This window comes from Microbacterium sp. MTN4-26 (genome assembly GCF_042846595.1).
GTDB lineage: Bacteria > Actinomycetota > Actinomycetes > Actinomycetales > Microbacteriaceae > Microbacterium > Microbacterium luteum.
Genome location: NZ_BTGO01000032.1, coordinates 1 through 14,820 on the forward strand (window position 1 = coordinate 1; position 14,820 = coordinate 14,820).

Sequence of the window (14,820 nt, forward strand, 5' to 3'; positions counted from 1 at the left end):
GGCCCACACCGACAGAAAGTGGACATGGATGCCGATCGCCGGGAGGTATGTCCCAGAAACTGCTCTTCTGCGGGCTCACACCGACAGAAAGTGGGACATGGCTGCCGATCGCCGGGAGGTATGTCCCAGAAACCGCTCTTCTGCGGGCTCATAGCGACAGAAAGTGGGACATGGCTGGGGAGAAGCGCCGCCCACAGCTGGGGAGAAGCGCCGCCCGCAGCCGGGGAGAAGCGCCGCGCCTCAGGCTCGGAGGGATCAGGATCGCTGGCGGCGTTCGCGGATGCGCATGTTCAGCACGATCGGCGAACCCTCGAAGCCGTAGATCTCGCGCAGGCGCCGCTGGATGAACCGGCGATAGCCCGGGTCGAGGAAGCCCGTGGTGAACAGCACGAATGTCGGCGGTCGGCTCGCTGCCTGCGTGCCGAACAGAATGCGCGGCTGCTTGCCGCCACGCAGCGGGTGGGGATGCTCGGCCACGAGCTCCGAGAGGAACGCGTTGAACTTGCCGGTCGGGATGCGCTGATCCCACGACGCGAGGGCGGTCTCCAGCGCGGGCACGAGCTTGTCGAGGTGACGGCCGGTCTTCGCGGAGATGTTCACGCGAGGCGCCCAGGCGACGTGCGCGAGGTCGCGCTCGATCTCCCGTTCGAGGAACCGCCGCCGGTCCTGCCCGTCCATGTCGTCGTCGTTCAGGCGATCCCACTTGTTGTAGGCGATCACGAGCGCCCGGCCCGATTCGAGCACGAGGTCGATGATGTTGAGGTCCTGCACGCTGATCGGCTGGGTCACGTCGATCACGACGACCGCGACCTCCGCCTTCTCGAGCGCCGCCGACGTGCGCAGCGATGCGTAGAAGTCGGCGCCCTGCGATAGGTGCACACGCCTGCGGATGCCGGCCGTGTCGACCAGGCGCCACATCTTGCCGCCCAGCTCGACGATCTCATCCACCGGGTCGCGGGTGGTGCCCGCGAGCTCGTTCACGACGACCCGCTCTTCACCGGCGGCCTTGTTCAGCAGCGAGGACTTTCCGACGTTCGGGCGGCCGAGGATCGCGACCCGGCGCGGTCCGCCGATCTCGGCGGATGCCACGGCCGAGACGGTCGGGAGCACCTTCATGATCTCGTCGAGGAGGTCGGCGACCCCGCGACCGTGGATCGCCGAGACCGGGTGCGGCTGACCGAGACCCAGGTTCCACAGCGCTGCCGCCTCAGGCTCCTGACGCGCGTCGTCGATCTTGTTGGCGACGAGGAAGACCGGCTTGCCACTCTTGCGGAGGAGCTTGACGACGTGCTCGTCGGTGGAGGTCGCCCCCACCATCGCGTCGACGACGAACAGCACCACGTCGGACAGATCGATCGCCACCTCGGCCTGCGCGGCGACGGACGCGTCGATGCCGCGGGTATCCGGCTCCCACCCGCCGGTGTCCACGAGAGAGAAGCGACGGTCGAGCCACTCGGCCTTGTACGTGACTCGGTCGCGCGTGACTCCGGGGGTGTCCTCGACCACGGCCTCACGACGGCCGAGGATGCGGTTCACGAGCGCGGACTTGCCGACGTTCGGGCGCCCGACGATCGCCACGACAGGCAGCGCCGGCAGATACTCGATGCCGTCCTCGCCCACCACAGCGCCATCCAGCAGCGCGGCGTCCTCGTCGTCGAGATCGTAGTCCTGCAACGACGCGCGCAGCGCGGTGGCCCGCTGGTCGGCGAGCTCATCGTCCATGTCGGCGAGCGTGGCCTCGAGATCGTCGGGGCCGGCGGTGTATTCCTCGTCGGCGGCCATCAGCGCACCCCTCCCTCGGCGACGACGCCGAGCACGGCGTCGACGGTCTGCTCGAAGTCGAGCTCGGTCGAGTCGACCACTGTCACGCCTTCCGCGGCGGTGAGGAAGTCGACGACCTTCGAATCGGCGCAGTCGCGACGACGCAGCGCGTCGGCGACAGCCGCGGTGTCGTCGCCGGTGAGCTCGGCGCTGCGGCGCGCGGCGCGCACCTCGGGGGCGGCGGTCAGCAGGATGCGCACCGGCGCATCCGGAGCCACGACCGTGGTGATGTCACGCCCTTCGACGACCACGCCGACCCGGCCGGATCCGACGACCATGGCGCGGAACATGGCGTTGACGGACTGGCGCACGGCCGGCACGCGGGCGACCCCGCTGACGGCCTCCGTCACCCGGGTCTGCCGAATCGCATCGGTCACGTCGACGTCGCCGACACGCACCCAGTACCGGTCGGGGTCGAGCGAGATGGCGTACTCGAAGTCGCCGGTCGCATCGAGGACGGCGGCGGAATCGGAGGTGTCGACGCCGCGCTCGACGGCGTGCCATGCGAGCGCGCGATATGCCGCTCCGGTGTCGAGGTAGCCGAACCCGAGCCGGCGGGCGACCTCCTTCGACACGCTCGACTTGCCGCTGCCGGCGGGACCGTCGACCGCGACGATGGTCACGGGTGAGGTCTCGCCAGACGACGGAGTGGGTGCGGGTGGCGTGGCCCCCGCGGGTGTGGACAGATCAGTCATGGGTTGTACTCGCTATCTTCCAGCCGCGCGCCTGCAGTCCGTCGACGCAGCGATGCACGACGCCCGGGGCGACGCTGATCTCGGCGAGACCGAACTGTGCGCCCGGGGAGTGTTCCAGGCGCAGGTCCTCGACGTTCACGTCGAGGTCGCCGAGGTCGCCGAACAGCCGGCCGAGCTGCCCGGCCCGGTCGTCGACCATCACGACGACGCTCTCGAAACGACGGTTCTGGCCATGTTTTCCGGGGAGGCGCTCGACGCCGTCGTTGCCGCGCCGGATGGTATCGGCCACGGCGCGGCGGGCGCCGGTGGCTTCGGGGTCGCGGAGCGCGTCCGCCACCTGCGTGAGGTCCGCGGCGAGCTCGTCGAGAACGTCGACGACCGGCGCCGCGTTGGCGCCGAGGATCTGGACCCACAGTTCGGGGGCGGACGCCGCGATTCGGGTGGTGTCGCGCACGCCCTGACCGGCCAGACGCAGCGACCCCTCGGGGGCGTCGACGAAACGGCCGGCGAGCAGGCTGGCGACCAGCTGCGGCACGTGGGAGACCAGGGCGACGGAGTGGTCGTGCTCCTCGGGCGACATCTCGATGGGCGTGGCTCCGAGGTCGAGGATCAAGCCCTCGACGACCGCGAGGTCGGCTGCGCGGGTCTCGCGATCACGGCAGACGACCCAGGGACGCCCGATGAAGATGTCCGCACGTGCGGAGATCGCTCCCCCGCGCTCACGGCCGGCCAGCGGATGCGATCCGATGTAGCGCGTGAGGTCGACGCCGCGCTCGCGCAGCGCCCGCAGCGGCTCGAGCTTCACGCTGGCGACGTCGGTGACCACGGCGTCCGGGAAACGGGCGAGCTCGGCGGCGACGACGTCGGCGGTCACATCCGGCGGCACGGAGACGACCACCAGCGACGGGTCGTCGTCCTCGCGCGCGGCTCGGCCGGCACCGTAGTCGATCGCCAGACGAAGCTGCGCCGGCGACGTGTCGGCGAGCACGACGTCGACGCCGAGGGCGACGAGCGCGTGCCCGATGCTCGCGCCGAGCAGCCCCGCCCCGACGACGCGCACGGTCCCCGACGAGCGCGCAGACAGGCGGTCGATGCCGCCGGCGCGTGGCTGATCGAAGGCGTCGGTCACGGATTCTCCGGAGAGGGGGTGGATGGGCCGCCGCGAGAGAGGGTCAGCAGCGCGCCGCGCTCCACTGTAGTCAATTCCCGGGTCTTGCCGGCTGGGAGCGTGCCCAGGTGGAGCGGTCCGAACTGGCGACGCACCAGATCCTCGACGGGGTGGCCGACGGCGTCCATCATCCGTCGCACGATACGGTTGCGACCCGAGTGCAGGGTGAGCTCCACGAGGGACCCGTCGCCCGCGGCACTCGTCGACAGGATGCGCGCCTTGTCGGCCGCGATCGGGCCGTCGTCCAGGTCGATGCCGCGAAGCAGGGCGGCGACCGTCTGCGCGCTCACCCGCCCCGCCACCTTGGCGATGTAGACCTTGGTGACGCCGAAGGACGGGTGCGCGAGCACGTGGGACAGCTCACCGTCGTTGGTGAGCACGAGCAGGCCACTCGTATCGGCGTCGAGGCGACCGACATTGAACAGGCGCTCCTCGAAGCGGTCGGTGTAGCGGCGCAGATCGGGGCGCCCCCGGTCGTCGCGCAGGGAACTGACGACACCTCGCGGTTTGTTGAGCATCACATAGCGCTTCGTGGCATCCAGCTGCACGGCCGTGCCGTCGACATCGACGAGATCGGTCTCGGGGGCGATGCGGGTGCCGAGTTCGGTGACGACGACCCCGTTCACGCGCACCCGGCCGGCGACGATCATCTCTTCGGCCACGCGGCGCGACGCCACACCCGCCTGCGCGAGCACCTTCTGCAGCCGCACACCTTCGGGTCCCGCGGCGGTCATCGGATCACCTCCGCGTCGAATCCGGTCGAGCCGTCGTCGAGCAGCGGCGAGATCGGCGGGAGCTCGTCGAGGGAATTGATGCCCAGGTTCACCAGCAGCGCATCCGTCGTGCCGTAGTTCAAGGCGCCGGTATCCGGATCGGCGAACAGCTCGGTGATGAGGCCGCGGGCGAGGAGGGTACGCACGACGGAATCGACGTTCACCGCTCGAATGGACGCGATCTGCCCGCGCGTGATCGGCTGCTTGTAGGCGATGACAGCGAGCGTCTCCAGCGCCGCCTGCGACAGCCGGGACGGCGCCTGTCCGCTGACGAACTCCTGCACGACGTCATCATGCTCTTCACGCACGTACAGTCGCCATCCGCCACCCACCTCGCGCAGCTCGAAGCCGCGGCGGGGACCGCCGGACTCGCCGTCGTAGTCGGCGACGAGAGCCTCGACCGCTTGACGCACGGCAGGGACGGGGCTCCCCACGGCCGTCGCCAGGCTCACGAGGCTCTGCGGCTCGTCGACGACCAGCAGGATGGCCTCCAGCCGCCGGACGACCGAGCCGGTGTCCTGCGGGCGGGTCGGCGGCTCGATCGCGTTCGTGTCATCGGTCATAGTCGGCTCCCAGAGTGGCGAGGTTCTCGTCGGACCAGCGCGGTGCCGTCCAGCGCAGGGTGAGCTCCCCGAGCGGCTCGAGCTGCTCGAAGGACAGTGCCGCGTGACGGTGCAGCTCGAGCACCGACAGGAATCGAGCGACGATGATGCCCGTCTGGGTGATACCCGACACGAGATCACGGAAGCTGAGGGTTCCGGCATCCCGAAGCAACGTGACCACGACGGCCGCCTGTTCCCGGATGCTGACGAGCGGCGCGTGCAGGTGGTCCAGGCCGACCAGCGGAATCTCCTTGGGCGCGAACGCCATCATCGCGATCGCCGCGAAGTCGTCGGCACTGAGCGTCCACACCAGCTCAGGCACGGCCGAACGGTGCTTGTCCTCGAGTTTCACCGAGCGGGTGTGACGCCGGTCCTCGCGGCGCAGGGACCGCTCGAACCAGGCGGACACCTCCTTGAAGGCCCGGTACTGCAGCAGGCGTGCGAAGAGCAGGTCTCGCGCCTCGAGCAGCGCGACGGCCTCGGCGTCGACCAGTTCGCCCTGCGGCAGGAGACCCGCGACCTTCATGTCCAGGAGGGTGGCCGCGACGACGAGGAACTCCGAAGCCTCGTCGAGCTCGTCGGGCCCGAGGTCTCTCAGATACGCGATGAACTCGTCGGTCACTCGGCTCAGGGAGACCTCGGTGATGTCGAGTTCGTGCTTCGAGATGAGCTGAAGCAGCAGGTCGAAGGGACCGTCGAACACGCCCAGCGATACCCGGAAGCCGTCACCGGCATCCTCCGCCGCGACGAGCGAGGCATCGTCCGATTCCGCGGCGGTGTCCTCGGGATGCTCAGGCGACGGCGCCACGGTCGACCAGCTCTCGAGCCAGGCGCAGGTACGCCTGGGCGGCCGAGTGCTCGGGCGCGAATTCCGTGATCGGCATGCCCGAGACCGAGGCGTCCGGGAACTTCACCGTGCGGCCGATCACCGTCTCGAGCACATCGTCGCCGAAGGCCTCGACGACGCGCTCCAGCACCTCGCGCGAGTGCAGGGTGCGAGGGTCGTACATCGTCGCCAGGACGCCGTCGAGGGTGATGGTGGGATTCAGGCGGTCGCGCACCTTGTCGATCGTCTCGATGAGCAGCGCGACACCGCGCAGTGCGAAGAACTCGCACTCCAGCGGGATGATCACGCCGTGGCTCGCGGTGAGCGCATTCACGGTGAGCAGACCGAGCGAGGGCTGGCAGTCGACGAGGATGACGTCGTACTCCTTGGCGACCTTGCGCAGCACCTGGGCGAGGATCTGCTCGCGCGCCACTTCGTTGACGAGGTGAACTTCCGCAGCCGAGAGATCGATGTTGGCCGGGATGATGTCGAGACCGTCGACGCGGCTCGGCACGATCACCTCGTGCGGGTCGCGCTTGGTGTTCAGCAGCAGGTCGTAGATCGTCGGGATGTCGTGCGTCTGAATGCCGAGGCCGGCCGACAGGGCGCCCTGCGGGTCGAAGTCGACGGCGAGCACCTTGCGGCCGTATCCGGCCAGCGCCGCTGCGAGGTTGATGGTCGTCGTCGTCTTGCCGACTCCGCCCTTCTGGTTGCACAGGGACACGATGCGCGCGGGGCCGTGCCCATCGAGCGCGGGCGGAGTGGCGAATCCGCGATAGGGCCGCCCGGTCGGACCGAGGACCGTCTCGTCACCGGACGCCTTCGTCTCGCCGCGTTTGGTTGCCGCCACCGACTCTCCTGCCTTCGCCATAACGTGCACCGATTCTAGTCATCCCCCGGCGCCAGGCCCGGCTGACCCGCGGGTCAGCGCGCGCGAGGATGCGACGTGACGTACACGTCGCGCAGCGCATCGACGCTCACGTGCGTGTAGATCTGGGTCGTCGCAACCGACGCATGTCCGAGCAGCTCCTGCACGACGCGGACGTCCGCCCCGCCCTGGAGCAGGTGGGTGGCGAACGAGTGGCGAAGCGTGTGGGGGGAAACATGGGCGGTGAGCGATGCGCGCTCGGCCGCCTGCTGCAGCACCAACCACGCGCTCTGCCGCGACAGGGGTGCGCCGCGTGCGCCGAGGAACAGCCGAGGCGTCGCCCGACCGCGCCGCGACAGCTCCGGACGCGCACGGGTCAGATAGGCCTCGACGGCTGCCTGCGCGTAGGACCCGACCGGGACGATGCGCTCCTTCGCGCCCTTGCCGCGCACCCTGACGATGTCTCCGTGCGCCATGTCGTCGACGTCGAGCTGCACGATCTCTGAAACGCGCGCACCCGTCGCGTACAGCAGCTCCAGGAGCGCACGGTCGCGCAGGCCGATCTCATCGCCGGGGACTGCGGCCGCCGGCGAGGGACCGGAAGCATCCAGGAGAGCCTCGACCTGGTCGATCCGGAGGGCTTTCGGAAGGCGTCGAGGCGCTCGCGGCGGGCGCAGCCGGGCCGCGGGGTCGGAACGCTCGATCTCTTCGCGCACCAGGAATCGATGCCAGCCCCGCACGGAGGACTGCAGGCGTGCGAGCGAACTCGATGCCGGTGGCGGATCCTGGGCGGCCCGCTCGGCGATGAACGCCGAGACCGTCTCGGAGACGATGCCGGACGTGTCGGTGATCCCCTGGTCGTTCAGCCACGCGGAGTACACCGCCAGGTCGCGCCGATAGGCGCCGAGGGTATGCTCCGACAGGCCCCGTTCCACCGTGACGTGGCGCAGATACGCGTCGACGGCACGATCGACGTGCACGTCAGTCCTTCGCCGCGGCCTCGTGCAGCCGGTGAGACGCCGCGAGCACGCCGACGGCGAGGATCCCGTTGCGGAATCGGCCGGCGAGCACGCCCTCGACGGCCTGTCCGAGAGGCATCCACTCCTGACGGATGTCGGCTTCCTCGTCCTCACGGTCGTGAGGCGTTCCGACAGAACGCAGGCCCCGTGCGAGGAAGAGGTGCACGACCTCGTCGTTGCCTCCCGGGGTGGTGAAGATGCTGACGAGACTCTCCCAGCGCTCCGCCTCGAGGTCGACCTCTTCGGCGAGTTCGCGTCGCGCCGTCTCGAGCGGCTCCTCGCCCTCGACATCGAGGAGCCCCGCCGGGATCTCCCAGTCGCGTCGACGGATCGGATGGCGGTACTGCTGGATGAGCAGCACCCGGCCCTCGTCGTCGACGGCGACGACCGCGGCGGCACCGGGGTGATCGACGTACTGACGCACGATCTCGCCCCCGCCGTAGCGGAAGGTGTCGCTGCGCACATCCCACACACGACCCTCGTACACGAGCTCGGTGTCGACGATCTCGACCTCGACGGGCTCGTCGCTCAATGACTCACTCATCGTCGACATCGAACAGCTCGCTCGAACGGTGTCGCTCCAGGGCTGCTCCGATGAGCCCACGGAACAGCGGATGCGGGTCGGTCGGGCGCGAGCGGAGCTCCGGATGCGCCTGCGTGGCGATGTAGTACGGATGCACGTCCCGTGGCAGCTCCACGAACTCGACGAGGTTGCGATCCGGCGACAGGCCCGAGAAGCGCAGCCCGGCGGTGGCGATCGCGTCGCGGTAGGCGTTGTTGACCTCGTACCGGTGACGGTGCCGCTCTTCGATCCGTGCGGCGCCGTAGACCTCCGCGGCCAGAGACCCCTCGCCGAGGTCGGCGGGATACAGCCCCAGGCGCATGGTGCCGCCGAGATCGCCGCGATCGATGATGTCGACCTGTTCGGCCATGGTCGCGATGACCGGAGCCGGCGTGCCGGGATCGAATTCGCTCGACGAGGCCCCGTCGATGCCGGCGACGTTCCGCGCGTACTCGATGACCATGCACTGCAGGCCGAGGCAGATGCCCAGCGTGGGGATCCCCTGCTCCCGGGCGAATCTCAGCGCGCCGAGCTTCCCCTCGATGCCGCGGATGCCGAAGCCCCCGGGGACGATGATGCCGTCGAGGCCGCCGAGCGCCTTCGCAGCGCCGTCGGGCGTCTCGCACAGATCGGACGGGATCCAGGTGATGTTCACATGCGTCTCGTGGGCGAACCCGCCGGCCTTGACCGCCTCCGTGACCGACAGGTAGGCGTCGGGCAGATCGATGTACTTGCCGACGAGGCCGATCGTCACCTCGTGCTTCGGATTGTGCACCGCCTGGAGCACTCGTGCCCATCGAGACCAGTCCACGTCGGTGGCGCGCTCGAGACCGAGCGCGCGCACGATGTAGGAGTCGAGGTGCTGGTCGTGGAGCATCGACGGGATGTCGTAGATGCTCGGCACGTCGACGGCGTTGACCACCGCGTCCTCGTCGACGTCGCACATGAGGGCGATCTTGCGCTTGTTGGACTCGGTGACGGGCCGGTCGCTGCGCAGCACGAGCGCATCGGGCTGGATGCCGATCGACCGGAGCGCGGCGACCGAGTGCTGCGTCGGCTTCGTCTTCTGCTCCCCCGACGCACCCATGAACGGCACGAGGGAGACGTGGACGAAGAACACGTTGCCGCGTCCGAGCTCATGACGGATCTGCCGGGCAGACTCGATGAACGGCTGCGACTCGATGTCGCCGACGGTGCCGCCGATCTCGGTGATGATCACGTCGGGCTTCGGCGTCTCGTCGGCCTGCAGACGCATCCGGCGTTTGATCTCGTCGCTGATGTGCGGGATCACCTGCACCGTGTCGCCGAGGTACTCGCCTCGCCGCTCGCGCGCGATCACCTGCGAGTAGACCTGACCGGTCGTGACGTTGGCGGCCTGGCTGAGCTCGATGTCGAGGAAGCGCTCGTAATGACCGATGTCGAGATCGGTCTCGGCACCGTCGTCGGTCACGAAGACCTCGCCGTGCTGGAACGGGTTCATCGTTCCCGGGTCGACGTTCAGGTAGGGGTCGAGCTTCTGCATCACGACGCGAAGACCTCGCGCCGTGAGCAGGTTGCCGAGGCTGGCCGCCGTGAGACCCTTGCCGAGGGAGGAGACGACACCGCCTGTCACGAAGATGTGCTTCGTGGTGTCGTGGGGGGAAAGTCCGTCACCGGGAGTCTGCGTCACGGGCTTCGATCCTATCAGTCGCGTTCCGCGCCGAGGTCGAGCAACTCGCGCGCGTGGGTGAGAGCGGCATCGCTGTCGGGCATGCCCGACAGCAGCCGGGCCATCTCGGCTTCTCGTTCGGCACCCTCGAGGCGGCGCACGCTCGAGGCCGTCACGGATCCGTCGCTCGCTTTGACGACCGAGAGGTGATTGGAGGCGAAGGCCGCCACCTGCGCGAGATGCGTGACGGCGATCACCTGAGACGACCGTGCAAGTCGGGCGAGACGCCGACCGACCTCGATCGCCGCCGCTCCCCCGATGCCGGCGTCGACCTCGTCGAACACGAAGGTGGGAACGGGGTCGGTCGCGGCGATCACGACCTCGATGGCGAGCATGACTCGGCTGAGCTCTCCCCCCGATGCGCCACGCGAGACGGGCCGCGGCTGAGCCCCGGGATGCGGGGCCAACAGGATCTGCACGTCATCCCGCCCGGCCGTCGACGGGCCCGCCGGAGAGACCTCGACCGTCACGGCCGCATCCGGCATGGCCAGGTCGCGCAGTTCCGCCGAGACCGCATCGGCCAGTCGGCTCGCGGCCGCGGTGCGGGCGGCGGTCAGTGCGTCGGCTGCCGCGTCGAGCTCTGTCGCAACCGCATCCCGTTCCGCGGCCAGGCGGTCGAGGCGATCGCCGTCGTCGTCGAGCTCCGCCAGGCGTGCCGAACCCGTGTCCAGAAGATCGATCGCGGCCTCGAGGCTGCCGTGCGCGCGGACGAGCGATCCGAGCACCGCACGCCGATCTTCGACGGCGGCCAGCTCGTGTGGTCCGGACTCATCGAGATCGGCGAGGTACGCGGCGATCTCGGTCGCGAGGTCGGTGACCCGATACCCGATCTCGGCGAGCTGCTCGCCGAACGCCGCCAGCTCGGCGTCGCGATCGGACGCCCTCTCCACGGCACGGCGCGCATCGGCCAGGAGCGCGGTGGCGTCGGGCCCCCCGGACTCGCCGGAGAGCGCCTCGTGGGCGGTGGCCGCGGCCATGCGGAGCTCCTCGATGTTGGCCAGCCGCTCGGCGCGCGCCGTGAGCTCGGCATCTTCGCCCGGCTGCGGCGCCGCCTGTTCGATCTCTGCGATCTCGGCCCGGAGACGTTCGGCCTCCGCCCGGCGATCGTCGCGGTCGGAGGTCAGCGAGGTGAGTTCCGCGTCGAGGGCACGCCAGCGGTCGTACGCGTCTCGATACGCCGCGAGCGGAGCCGCGATCTCGGCGCCGCCGAAGCGGTCGAGGGCGTCGCGCTGTGCGACGGCGGAGCGCAGGCGGAGCTGATCGGACTGCCCGTGCACGACGACGAGCTCTTCGGCGAGATCCGCCAGCACCCCGGCGGGCGCGGCCCGTCCGCCGACCGACGCTCGGCCACGACCCTCGCGCGACACCGAGCGACCGACGAACAGCTCCGCGCGTCCGTCGCCCAGTTCCTCGACGTCACCGCCGGCGTCTCGTACGCGGTCGACGACCGCGCCCGCCTTCGGGACGATCCACACGCCGTCGACCGAGGCCCGCCCGGCGCCCGCTCGCACAGCGCCGGAATCCGCCCGCTGCCCGAGCAGCAGCCCCAGCCCGGTCACGACCATCGTCTTGCCCGCGCCGGTCTCTCCGGTGATCGCGGTGAACCCGGGACCGATGGGAAGGGTCGCCTCGGCGATCACCCCCAGATCGCGAAGACGCATCTCCTCGATCACGGGTGCCCCTCCCCCTCGGGGGGCGACGTGCGCAGCGTCGCCGTTGTCGGCGAGGTGCCCGGTCCGCGCCATCCCTCCACGGGCAGTCGGAACTTGCGCACCAGTCTGTCCGTGAACGCGGCCTGGTGGAGCCGCGCGAGCCGAACGGGATCGGTCGCCCGCCGCACGACCACGCGCGCTCCCGGCGGGAGCTCGTGCGAGCGACGTCCGTCGCACCAGAGCACCCCGCTGCCCCCGGTTCCCTCGATGAGCTCGATCGCGACCGCGTGGTCGGGGCCGACCACGAGCGGCTTGGCGAACAGCGCGTGCGCCGACAGCGGCACGACGGCGATCGCCTGCACGGTCGGCCAGATGACGGGACCACCGGCCGAGAAGTTGTAGGCGGTGGACCCGGTCGGGGTCGAGACGACCACCCCGTCGCAGCCGAACGCCGACAGCGGCCTCCCGTCCACCTCGATCGCGACCTCGAGCATCCGTTCCCGCGCGGCCTTCTCCACCGTCGCCTCGTTCAGCGCCCAGGTCTCGTACACGACGGTGTCGGTGTCATCCTTGATGCGCACCTGGAGGGCGAGTCTCTCCTCGACCTCGTACTCGCGTGAGATGACGCGACGGACCGCCTCGTCCATGTCGTCCCGCTCGCTCTCGGCGAGGAATCCGACGTGCCCGAGGTTGATGCCGAGCACCGGCGCCGTTCCGCCACGCACCAGTTCCGCCGCCCGCAGGATGCTGCCATCGCCGCCGAGCACGATCGCCAGTTCGATCTGTGACACGTGCACGTCTCGTCCGAGCACTGCCAGACCGTCGACGTCAGGGCGAGCCGCGCACATCTCGGCCGCGTCGACCTCGTCGAGAACGGGCACGGCGCCCGCGACGCGCAGCGCCGTGATGACGCTCTCCGCGGCGTCGCGGGTGTCATCACCGCCGCGCACGACGACGAGAATGTACCGCTCGGAGTCGGTCATCGGGCTCCTGTCAGTTCGGAGATCGTGTCCAGCCATTCTGTCGGATTCGCGCCGGTGCCCGCGGCGAGATGCACGAGATACTCCGCGTTGCCGTGCGTGCCGGTCAGTGGCGAGGCGATGACCCCGCGGGTGCCCAACCCGGCGTCCCAGGCGCTCCACAGCACATCCGCGACAGCCTCGGCGCGAAGCGCCGGATCGGTGACCAGGCCGCCGCGCACGGCAGTGCGTCCCACTTCGAACTGGGGCTTGACCAGCAGCACCGCGTCGCCGCCTGCCGCCATCGTCGCGGCGACGGCGGGAAGCACGAGCGCCAGCGAGATGAACGACAGGTCTCCCGTGACCACCGACGGCGGTGCGGCGACGCCACTGGCCGCTCGCAGCCCCTCCGCATCCATGTGCCGAACGTTGTAGCCTTCGAGGCTCGTCACGCCAGGGTCCCCTGCGATCACCGGATCGAGCTGGCCGTGACCGACGTCGACGGCGATCACCGGTGCGGCACCGCGTTCGCGCAGAACCTGGGTGAAACCACCCGTCGACGCTCCCATATCGAGAGCGCAGCGGTCCGAGACTGCTACGTCGAATGCATCGAGGCCCGCGATCAGCTTGTGAGCGGCACGGCTGACGTAGTGGTCGGAGGCGGCGACCGAGATGCGCGCGTCGTCAGCGACGCGCGTGGATGACTTGACCACGGTCGCCCCGTCGACGGTGACCAGACCCGCACCGATCAGTGTGGCGGCGTGAGTACGGGAGCGCGCGAGACCGCGCGCAGCCAGAGCCGCGTCGAGGCGCGACGTCATGAGCGCGAGGCGCGCCCGGTCACATCGGCATCCAGGCGCGCTGAGAATTCATCGTGGATGGAGCCATAGGCGTCGGCGCGCACAGAAAGAGGCTGAGCCTCGATCACCTCGAGGCGGGAGACGAGATCCATCCCGTCCGAAACCGGATCAGCCTCGCGAGAAGAGGTGTCGACGCCCGTCGGCGGTGCAGGGTTCGGCAGGCTCTCCATCCCCACATGCTACGTGTCTCAGGGGCGAGGGAACGGATCGGCATACAGCCTGTCCGGAACCCGGAAGCCGAAGATCTGCCGTCCGGTATCCCAGATGGCATGCGCTCCCGCGCGGAGAAGATCGATCTGCGATCCACCCGCCGCCAGGATGCTCACGTCCGCGCCGTCGATCCGCACGCGCGCATCGCGAACGCGTACGACGCCGTCCTTCCGGATGACCTCCGGATACGGCTCATGCAGCTCTCGAAGGTCCGAGAGCACGTAGGTCGGCTGCGAGCCGGACGGAGCGGCGAGCACATGCTTGGGACGGTCGATTCCCGTCAGGACGAGAGCCGAAGCGATGCCCGCGCGATTGGCACCGAGGATGTCCGTGTCGAGCCGGTCACCGAGGAACAGAGGTGCGCGAGAGGAGAACCGCGCAACAGCCTCCTCGAAGATCGGTACCTCGGGCTTGCCGGCGACCGTTGCGAGACGACCGACGGCCGTGTGGACGGCGGAGACGAGCGTGCCGTTCCCGGGCGCGATCCCCCGGGCCTGCGGAATCGTCCAGTCGGTGTTCGTCGCGATCCACGGGATGCCGCCGTCGTCTTCGGGGGTCGCGAGCGCAAATGCCGCTTCGGCGAGCTGGGTCCACCCCACCTCGGGCGCGAAGCCCTGCACGACAGCCGCGGGTCGGTCCTGTGCACTTCGCGTGACGACGAAGCCATGCTTCTCGATCTCGGACACGAGGCCGTCCCCGCCCACGACCAGGATCGTCGAGCCGGCCGGCACACGTGTGGCGAGCAGCCGAACCGCCGCCTGCGGACTGGTGACTACGTCCGCGGGCTCCGTCGGCAGACCGAGGTCGCGCAGATGCGCCGCCACCGACGCGTCGGTTCGCGACGCATTGTTGGTGATGTAACCGAGACGGCGATCAGACGCCGCGCGGATGAGACTGTCGACAGCGTGCGGAATCGCGCCGGACCCCGCGTACACGACGCCATCGAGGTCCGCCAGAACAGTGTCGACACCCTCAAGCGGAGTACGACCGGCGGAGCGCCCGAACAATGCCATGCGTGTCCTTCCGAGATGCCCTCGAGAACGGCTCTTAACGAGTAATGGCCACCCTGCTTTGGGTGGCCATTACCGTGAAAAGAG

Annotated in this window: 15 protein-coding genes; all 15 read right to left on the reverse strand. The window is 69.6% G+C overall.

Translation table 11 applies throughout. From position 1 onward, the window contains the following. Positions 1-255 precede the first annotated feature (255 nt). Genes der through ACGG9C_RS16815 form a run of 15 tightly spaced genes read right to left on the reverse strand, consistent with a single transcriptional unit; the run spans position 256 to position 14,736 of the window. Positions 256-1,782, reverse strand: coding sequence for a ribosome biogenesis GTPase Der (gene der, locus ACGG9C_RS16745; protein WP_390178932.1), 1,527 nt, complete (start codon positions 1,780-1,782; stop codon positions 256-258). Continuing rightward, positions 1,782-2,516, reverse strand: coding sequence for a (d)CMP kinase (gene cmk / locus ACGG9C_RS16750; protein ID WP_083336399.1), 735 nt, complete (start codon positions 2,514-2,516; stop codon positions 1,782-1,784). Before cmk ends, der begins: the two co-directional genes overlap by 1 nt. After that, positions 2,509-3,645, reverse strand: coding sequence for a prephenate dehydrogenase (locus tag ACGG9C_RS16755; protein ID WP_390178933.1), 1,137 nt, complete (start codon positions 3,643-3,645; stop codon positions 2,509-2,511). Before ACGG9C_RS16755 ends, cmk begins: the two co-directional genes overlap by 8 nt. Next, a complete protein-coding gene (locus ACGG9C_RS16760; RefSeq protein WP_071043713.1) occupies positions 3,642-4,418 on the reverse strand; it encodes a pseudouridine synthase in 777 nt (258 codons plus the stop codon). Before ACGG9C_RS16760 ends, ACGG9C_RS16755 begins: the two co-directional genes overlap by 4 nt. Continuing rightward, positions 4,415-5,020 (reverse strand): SMC-Scp complex subunit ScpB, encoded by a 606-nt coding sequence (scpB, locus tag ACGG9C_RS16765; RefSeq protein ID WP_390178934.1) that lies wholly within the window; start codon positions 5,018-5,020, stop codon positions 4,415-4,417. Before scpB ends, ACGG9C_RS16760 begins: the two co-directional genes overlap by 4 nt. Further along, the gene (locus ACGG9C_RS16770) at positions 5,010-5,867 is read right to left on the reverse strand and encodes a ScpA family protein (RefSeq protein WP_071043715.1); all 858 of its coding nucleotides are present in this window, start codon (positions 5,865-5,867) and stop codon (positions 5,010-5,012) included. Before ACGG9C_RS16770 ends, scpB begins: the two co-directional genes overlap by 11 nt. After that, positions 5,851-6,756 carry a ParA family protein gene (locus ACGG9C_RS16775; RefSeq protein ID WP_390178935.1) on the reverse strand — a complete coding sequence of 302 codons (906 nt, stop codon included), beginning with the start codon at positions 6,754-6,756 and terminating at the stop codon, positions 5,851-5,853. Before ACGG9C_RS16775 ends, ACGG9C_RS16770 begins: the two co-directional genes overlap by 17 nt. 53 nt (positions 6,757-6,809) lie before the next feature. Further along, entirely contained in the window at positions 6,810-7,733 is a 924-nt protein-coding gene (gene xerD, locus ACGG9C_RS16780) for a site-specific tyrosine recombinase XerD (protein ID WP_390178936.1), read from the reverse strand. Position 7,734: 1 nt separating this feature from the next. Then, complete coding sequence (locus ACGG9C_RS16785; RefSeq protein WP_390178937.1) at positions 7,735-8,316, reverse strand: NUDIX domain-containing protein; 582 nt, start codon at positions 8,314-8,316, stop codon at positions 7,735-7,737. After that, the gene (locus tag ACGG9C_RS16790) at positions 8,309-10,003 is read right to left on the reverse strand and encodes a CTP synthase (protein ID WP_071043719.1); all 1,695 of its coding nucleotides are present in this window, start codon (positions 10,001-10,003) and stop codon (positions 8,309-8,311) included. Before ACGG9C_RS16790 ends, ACGG9C_RS16785 begins: the two co-directional genes overlap by 8 nt. Positions 10,004-10,017: 14 nt before the next feature. Next, positions 10,018-11,715 (reverse strand): DNA repair protein RecN, encoded by a 1,698-nt coding sequence (gene recN / locus ACGG9C_RS16795; RefSeq protein ID WP_194383345.1) that lies wholly within the window; start codon positions 11,713-11,715, stop codon positions 10,018-10,020. After that, the gene (locus ACGG9C_RS16800) at positions 11,712-12,677 is read right to left on the reverse strand and encodes an NAD kinase (RefSeq protein WP_071043720.1); all 966 of its coding nucleotides are present in this window, start codon (positions 12,675-12,677) and stop codon (positions 11,712-11,714) included. Before ACGG9C_RS16800 ends, recN begins: the two co-directional genes overlap by 4 nt. Continuing rightward, entirely contained in the window at positions 12,674-13,474 is an 801-nt protein-coding gene (locus ACGG9C_RS16805) for a TlyA family RNA methyltransferase (protein ID WP_286717675.1), read from the reverse strand. Before ACGG9C_RS16805 ends, ACGG9C_RS16800 begins: the two co-directional genes overlap by 4 nt. Further along, the gene (locus tag ACGG9C_RS16810) at positions 13,471-13,683 is read right to left on the reverse strand and encodes a hypothetical protein (protein WP_194385617.1); all 213 of its coding nucleotides are present in this window, start codon (positions 13,681-13,683) and stop codon (positions 13,471-13,473) included. The genes ACGG9C_RS16805 and ACGG9C_RS16810 overlap by 4 nt, the downstream gene beginning before the upstream one ends. 18 nt (positions 13,684-13,701) lie before the next feature. Continuing rightward, the gene (locus ACGG9C_RS16815; protein WP_390178938.1) at positions 13,702-14,736 is read right to left on the reverse strand and encodes an HAD-IIA family hydrolase; all 1,035 of its coding nucleotides are present in this window, start codon (positions 14,734-14,736) and stop codon (positions 13,702-13,704) included. Positions 14,737-14,820 lie beyond the last annotated feature (84 nt).

Coding starts and splice junctions, on each gene's coding strand:
- der (WP_390178932.1), bottom strand. CDS start 1,782: ATGGCCGCCGACGAGGAATACACCGCCGGCCCCGACGATCTCGAGGCC.
- cmk (WP_083336399.1), bottom strand. CDS start 2,516: ATGACTGATCTGTCCACACCCGCGGGGGCCACGCCACCCGCACCCACT.
- ACGG9C_RS16760 (WP_071043713.1), bottom strand. CDS start 4,418: ATGACCGCCGCGGGACCCGAAGGTGTGCGGCTGCAGAAGGTGCTCGCG.
- scpB (WP_390178934.1), bottom strand. CDS start 5,020: ATGACCGATGACACGAACGCGATCGAGCCGCCGACCCGCCCGCAGGAC.
- ACGG9C_RS16775 (WP_390178935.1), bottom strand. CDS start 6,756: ATGGCGAAGGCAGGAGAGTCGGTGGCGGCAACCAAACGCGGCGAGACG.
- ACGG9C_RS16785 (WP_390178937.1), bottom strand. CDS start 8,316: ATGAGTGAGTCATTGAGCGACGAGCCCGTCGAGGTCGAGATCGTCGAC.
- ACGG9C_RS16800 (WP_071043720.1), bottom strand. CDS start 12,677: ATGACCGACTCCGAGCGGTACATTCTCGTCGTCGTGCGCGGCGGTGAT.
- ACGG9C_RS16805 (WP_286717675.1), bottom strand. CDS start 13,474: ATGACGTCGCGCCTCGACGCGGCTCTGGCTGCGCGCGGTCTCGCGCGC.
- ACGG9C_RS16810 (WP_194385617.1), bottom strand. CDS start 13,683: ATGGAGAGCCTGCCGAACCCTGCACCGCCGACGGGCGTCGACACCTCT.
- ACGG9C_RS16815 (WP_390178938.1), bottom strand. CDS start 14,736: ATGGCATTGTTCGGGCGCTCCGCCGGTCGTACTCCGCTTGAGGGTGTC.